Here is a 4,449-nt window from a genome sequence, read left to right as displayed (position 1 = left end):
TCCAGCACGTAGACCGGACGCCGGCCATCAAGCTGGAACGCAAGTTCGGATGCAAACATGAAGTTGTCGGCCACCAGCACGGTGGCCGGCGGTGATGCACGCAACAGCTGCCGGGCCATGTTGGCGCCTGCCCGCCAACCGACAAAATGCGACGGATAGGCCTTGAACCCGATCAGTCGCGACGACTGCCCCGGTATCGCGGCCATGGCCAACCAGGCAAAAATGCACAGTTGCAGAAGCACGGCCAGGGACGCAGCACTCCAGACAACCGCACGTTGCACCCACCGGTGCCAACCGCTTTCAGCCAGCAGCACGGGCAATGCCGCAAGCAGCGGCAGATACCCGGGGAGCGGCCAGTGCGCGCGAAAATGCGTATCGTCGGCAAACAGCCCGAACAGGAAATAGCCGCCAAGGAAAGTCGCGGCGGTGATCGCGATCACATCCCAGCAGGCGCAAGGGCCCTCCATCCGCCGCAGACTCTTCCACGCGGCCCAGAGCAGCAGCAGGTACAGCAACGGCGAGCACGCCAGCGCCTGCTCCAAAGGCTGTACCAGGGCATCGGCATGAAACCGCCAGGGGTTGCGCTGCACCAGCTGGAATTCGATTCCGGCGCCATGCTGATGCAGGTTGGAAACCATGATCGGCAGCAGGCCGATCGCGGCGATACCCAGGGCCAACCAGAGTCCGGGTTTTCGCCACTGCGCCCGTCCGCGGGAGGTGGCCAACAGCAGGATCAGGCCCGCAAGCATGACCATGGCCGCGCGATAATGCGTCATCCATGCCACTGCTAGGGCCACGCCCAGCAGGATCCAGTCACGCATCCGCTGCCGGCGCAAGGCACTATCCAGCGCCAGCACCGCAAGCATGATCGCGACCGTCAGCGGGACATCCGGCAATGCCAGCACGCCCAGCGTTCCAGCCAGCGGCAGTGCCAGGCACCACAGTCCGGCCTGCCAGCCGACCCGGGCACCGAACGACCTGCGCGCAAACTCGACCACCAGCCAGGGCAACATCGCCCCGATCAGCAGGAATGGCCAGCGCATGCCCAGCAGGCCATGGCCCGCCAGCGATTCCCCTGAACGGATCAACCATGCCGTGAGCGGCGGCAGGTCGCTGTAGCCCCAGGCCAGATGCCTGCTCTCCTGCCAGTAGAAGGCCTCGTCCACAAAAGGTGAAAGCGTCGCGGCAATCCATATCTTGAAGAGCGTCGAAACTGCAAACCCGCTCAAGAATGCGGCTCGCCAGCGCGCCGTGCCGCTCGCTACACTGGCTTCATCGCGCACGGGTTACCCTCCCGGTTGCCCATGTGCCGCAAGGAACAGGACTGATGGATCCGAACGCGCCCCACCCTTCGCACCAACTCGACAGCGAAGCTTTGCGCGCCGCCATGGCGCAGATCAATGGCGTGCTGCTGGGCAAGCCACAGCAGGTCCGGCTTGCCGTGGCCGGCATCGTGGCCGGAGGCCACCTGCTTATCGAGGATGTGCCCGGCGTAGGGAAAACCACGCTCGCCCACGCACTCGCCGCCACCTTCGACCTCGCATTCCAACGCATCCAGTTCACCAGTGATCTTCTTCCGTCGGACATTATCGGCGTCAGCGTCTACGAACGCGAGACGGGCGAATTCCGATTCCATCCCGGCCCGATCTTTACCCAGTTGCTGCTGGCCGACGAGATCAATCGCGCCACGCCCAAGACCCAGAGTGCGCTGCTGGAGGCGATGGCCGAGGGCCAGGTCACGATCGATGGCCGCACCCACCCACTGACAAAACCGTTCTTCGTGGTCGCCACTCAGAACCCGCTGGATCTGGCCGGCACCTTCCCGCTGCCCGATTCGCAGCTGGATCGCTTCATGTTGCGTCTCAGCCTGGACTATCCCGACGCGAAGGCCGAACGTGCATTGCTGGCCGGTGAGGATCGCCGCGACCTGCTGGCCCGCCTGTCGCCGCAACTGGATGCTGCATGCCTGACCCGCCTGCATGCAGCCTCGCAGAGCATCACCGCAAGTCCTGCCCTGCTCGACTACCTGCAGCGCCTGCTGGCTGCCAGTCGTCGCCACCCCGACATCCGCGTCGGCTTGTCGCCGCGTGCCGGCCTGGCACTGCTTTCCGGCGCCCGCGCCTGGGCGCTGCTCGATGGACGCGGGTTCGTGATCCCGGAAGATCTGCAGGCCTTGTTCGTTTCTGTGACCGCGCATCGCATCGTGCCGGGCAAAGGCAACAGTCGCGAGAACCTTGCACGAGCCTTGCTGGACGAGGTTGCGGTGGAATGACCAACGGCGCACCTGACGATGCCCGCATGGCCGGTCGCCTGCGCCAATGGGCCGAACGCCGCCTGCCCGCATTGACCCGCATGAAAACACCCGAAGCGCTGCCCGTGGAACTGGGCCGCAAGCGCATCTATATCCTGCCGACCGGATTTGGTATCGGTTTCGCCGTGGTGCTGATGGTCATGCTGGTCGGGGCACTCAACTACGCCAACAATTCCGCGCTGCTCCTGACCTGCCTGCTCGGCGGCGTGGCCGCGAACAGCATGCTGGTGGCGTTCCGCAACCTCGATGGTCTGCGCCTGCTGTCGGTCCGTGCCGAACCGGTGACCGCCGGCGACATGGCAAACGTGCGTCTGGAGATGGACGCCGCCGGCCGTGCGCGGTCCGCGCTGCGGCTGGACGGTTACGGCGGTGCCACGCATACCCGTGTCATACCGCAGACATCCAGCCTCACCGAACTGCAGGTCCCCACGCAAGCGCGTGGATGGATGCCCTTGCCGCGACTGCGCATATGGACCAGTTGGCCATTCGGCCTGTTCCGGGCCTGGAGCTGGTTGCATCCGGAGGTCGCCATCCTGGTCTACCCGGCACCGGAGAAGTCCGGCCCTCCGGCCCGCGGCGCCGATGACGCTCACCAACGCGACGCCCGCGAAGGCGAGGAACTCGCGGGCCTGCGCGAATACCGCGCCGGTGACCCGATCAAGCACATTGCCTGGAAGCTGAGCGCGCGTCATCACGATTTGCTGGTGCGCGAAATGGATCGCCCCGCGCTGCATGATGCGCATATGCTGGACTGGAGCGTGCTCCACGGGCTTGACCATGAACAGCGCATTGCACGCCTGGCGCGATGGATCGTGGAGGCCCACGCACAGGGGCTCCGCTGGACCCTGCACCTGCCTTCGTCCACGCTCGGACCGGCCGGCGGCAGCGAGCACTATCACCGCTGCATGGCAGCTCTGGCGCTGCTGCCATGATCGGCAGGCGCAGCCGTCACAGGCATGCGGACAGCCGGCTCGACCGGCATGCCTTCGACCTGCTGTGCATGACCATGGGCGTGGTGCTGGCCGTGCATGCGTCCCATCTGCCGGCTTGGCTGACGGCCGCACTGGCGATCCTGCTGGCCGGTCGATGGGCACAGCGGCGATACCGTGGTGGCCGGGTGTCGTGGCTGCTGCGATTGCCGTTGACCGTGGCGCTGCCGCTGGTCCTGATTGCCCATTACGGCAGCCTTTTCGGGCAGGAACCTGGAAGTGCGCTGGTCGTCGGGATGCTGGTACTGAAACTACTGGAAGCCGAACGCAGCCGCGATGCGCGCGTCGGGGTGGCCTTTGCGTGTTTCGCATTGATGAGCGCACTGCTGTTCAGCCAGACCCTCTTGCCGACGCTGCTGGTCGCCGTGGGGCTGCTGCCGGCCCTGGCCACGCTGAGCGCCCTGGAACCGGCGCAATCGATGAATGCCTCATGGCGCATGCAGGCTGGCGCAGCGCTGCGGATGGCGTTGTGGGCGGTACCGTTGGCGCTGATTGCGTTCCTGTTCGTGCCTCGCCTGAGCACACCACTGTGGGGCGCACCCTCGGATGGTCCAGCACGCACCGGCATATCCGGAAGCATGTCCCCGGGTGATTTCACCCAGTTGCTGGTCGACGACACGCCCGCCTTTCGTGTCAGCTTCGACGGACCGCGTCCGCCGCGCATACAGCGCTACTTCCGCGGCCCCGTGCTGTGGCGGTTTGACGGACGCACCTGGACCACGGCTTCGGATGCCCACGCCGACACACCGGCTCGCATGCGCGCTCCGGTGGAGTCCCTGCAGGCCAAGGGTGGAATCTACAGCTACACCATCAGCCTGCAGCCCACCCATCGACACTGGCTGTTTGCACTGGATACACCGCTGGAACCACCCGGGGGTGCGCATTTCACCTCGGCTCGCACCCTGATCAGCCACAACCGGATCAAGGACGGGCGCACTTACCACATGCGCTCAAGTACCGTGCATGTCCTGCAGCCCGAGCTGGATGCCGCCACACGGCAGCGCGCCCTGCTGTTGCCCAGGGGCTTTGATCCGAAGGCTCACGCACTGGCACGAAAATGGCGAATGCAATACGGCGCGCGCCCACGTGCAATCGTGGATGCGGCGCTTCGCCTGTTCCACAATGGCGGTTTCAGTTACACCCTGACCC

Annotated in this window: 4 protein-coding genes; 3 read left to right on the top strand and 1 reads right to left on the bottom strand. The window is 65.6% G+C overall.

The features are described from left to right. On the bottom strand, nt 1-1,283 hold a 1,283-nt coding region (locus PF446_RS03170; RefSeq protein WP_298069658.1), incomplete at its 3' end, for a glycosyltransferase family 39 protein. Nucleotides 1,284-1,327: 44 nt separating this feature from the next. Between PF446_RS03170 and PF446_RS03165 the strand changes: the two genes are divergently transcribed. The 3 genes from PF446_RS03165 to PF446_RS03155 all read left to right on the top strand — a co-directional run. Next, on the top strand, nt 1,328-2,272 hold the full coding sequence (locus PF446_RS03165) for a MoxR family ATPase (RefSeq protein WP_298069656.1): 945 nt from the start codon (nt 1,328-1,330) through the stop codon (nt 2,270-2,272). Next, nucleotides 2,269-3,243 carry a DUF58 domain-containing protein gene (locus PF446_RS03160; RefSeq protein WP_298069654.1) on the top strand — a complete coding sequence of 325 codons (975 nt, stop codon included), beginning with the start codon at nt 2,269-2,271 and terminating at the stop codon, nt 3,241-3,243. The genes PF446_RS03165 and PF446_RS03160 overlap by 4 nt, the downstream gene beginning before the upstream one ends. Then, nucleotides 3,240-4,449, top strand: a 1,210-nt coding sequence (locus PF446_RS03155) for a DUF3488 domain-containing protein (protein WP_298069652.1), incomplete at its 3' end; no start/stop codon positions are given. The genes PF446_RS03160 and PF446_RS03155, both read left to right, overlap by 4 nt.

This window comes from Oleiagrimonas sp., from assembly GCF_027858935.1.
In the GTDB taxonomy this organism is placed as follows: domain Bacteria; phylum Pseudomonadota; class Gammaproteobacteria; order Xanthomonadales; family Rhodanobacteraceae; genus Oleiagrimonas.
This window is presented reverse-complemented; position numbering and strand designations above follow the sequence as displayed.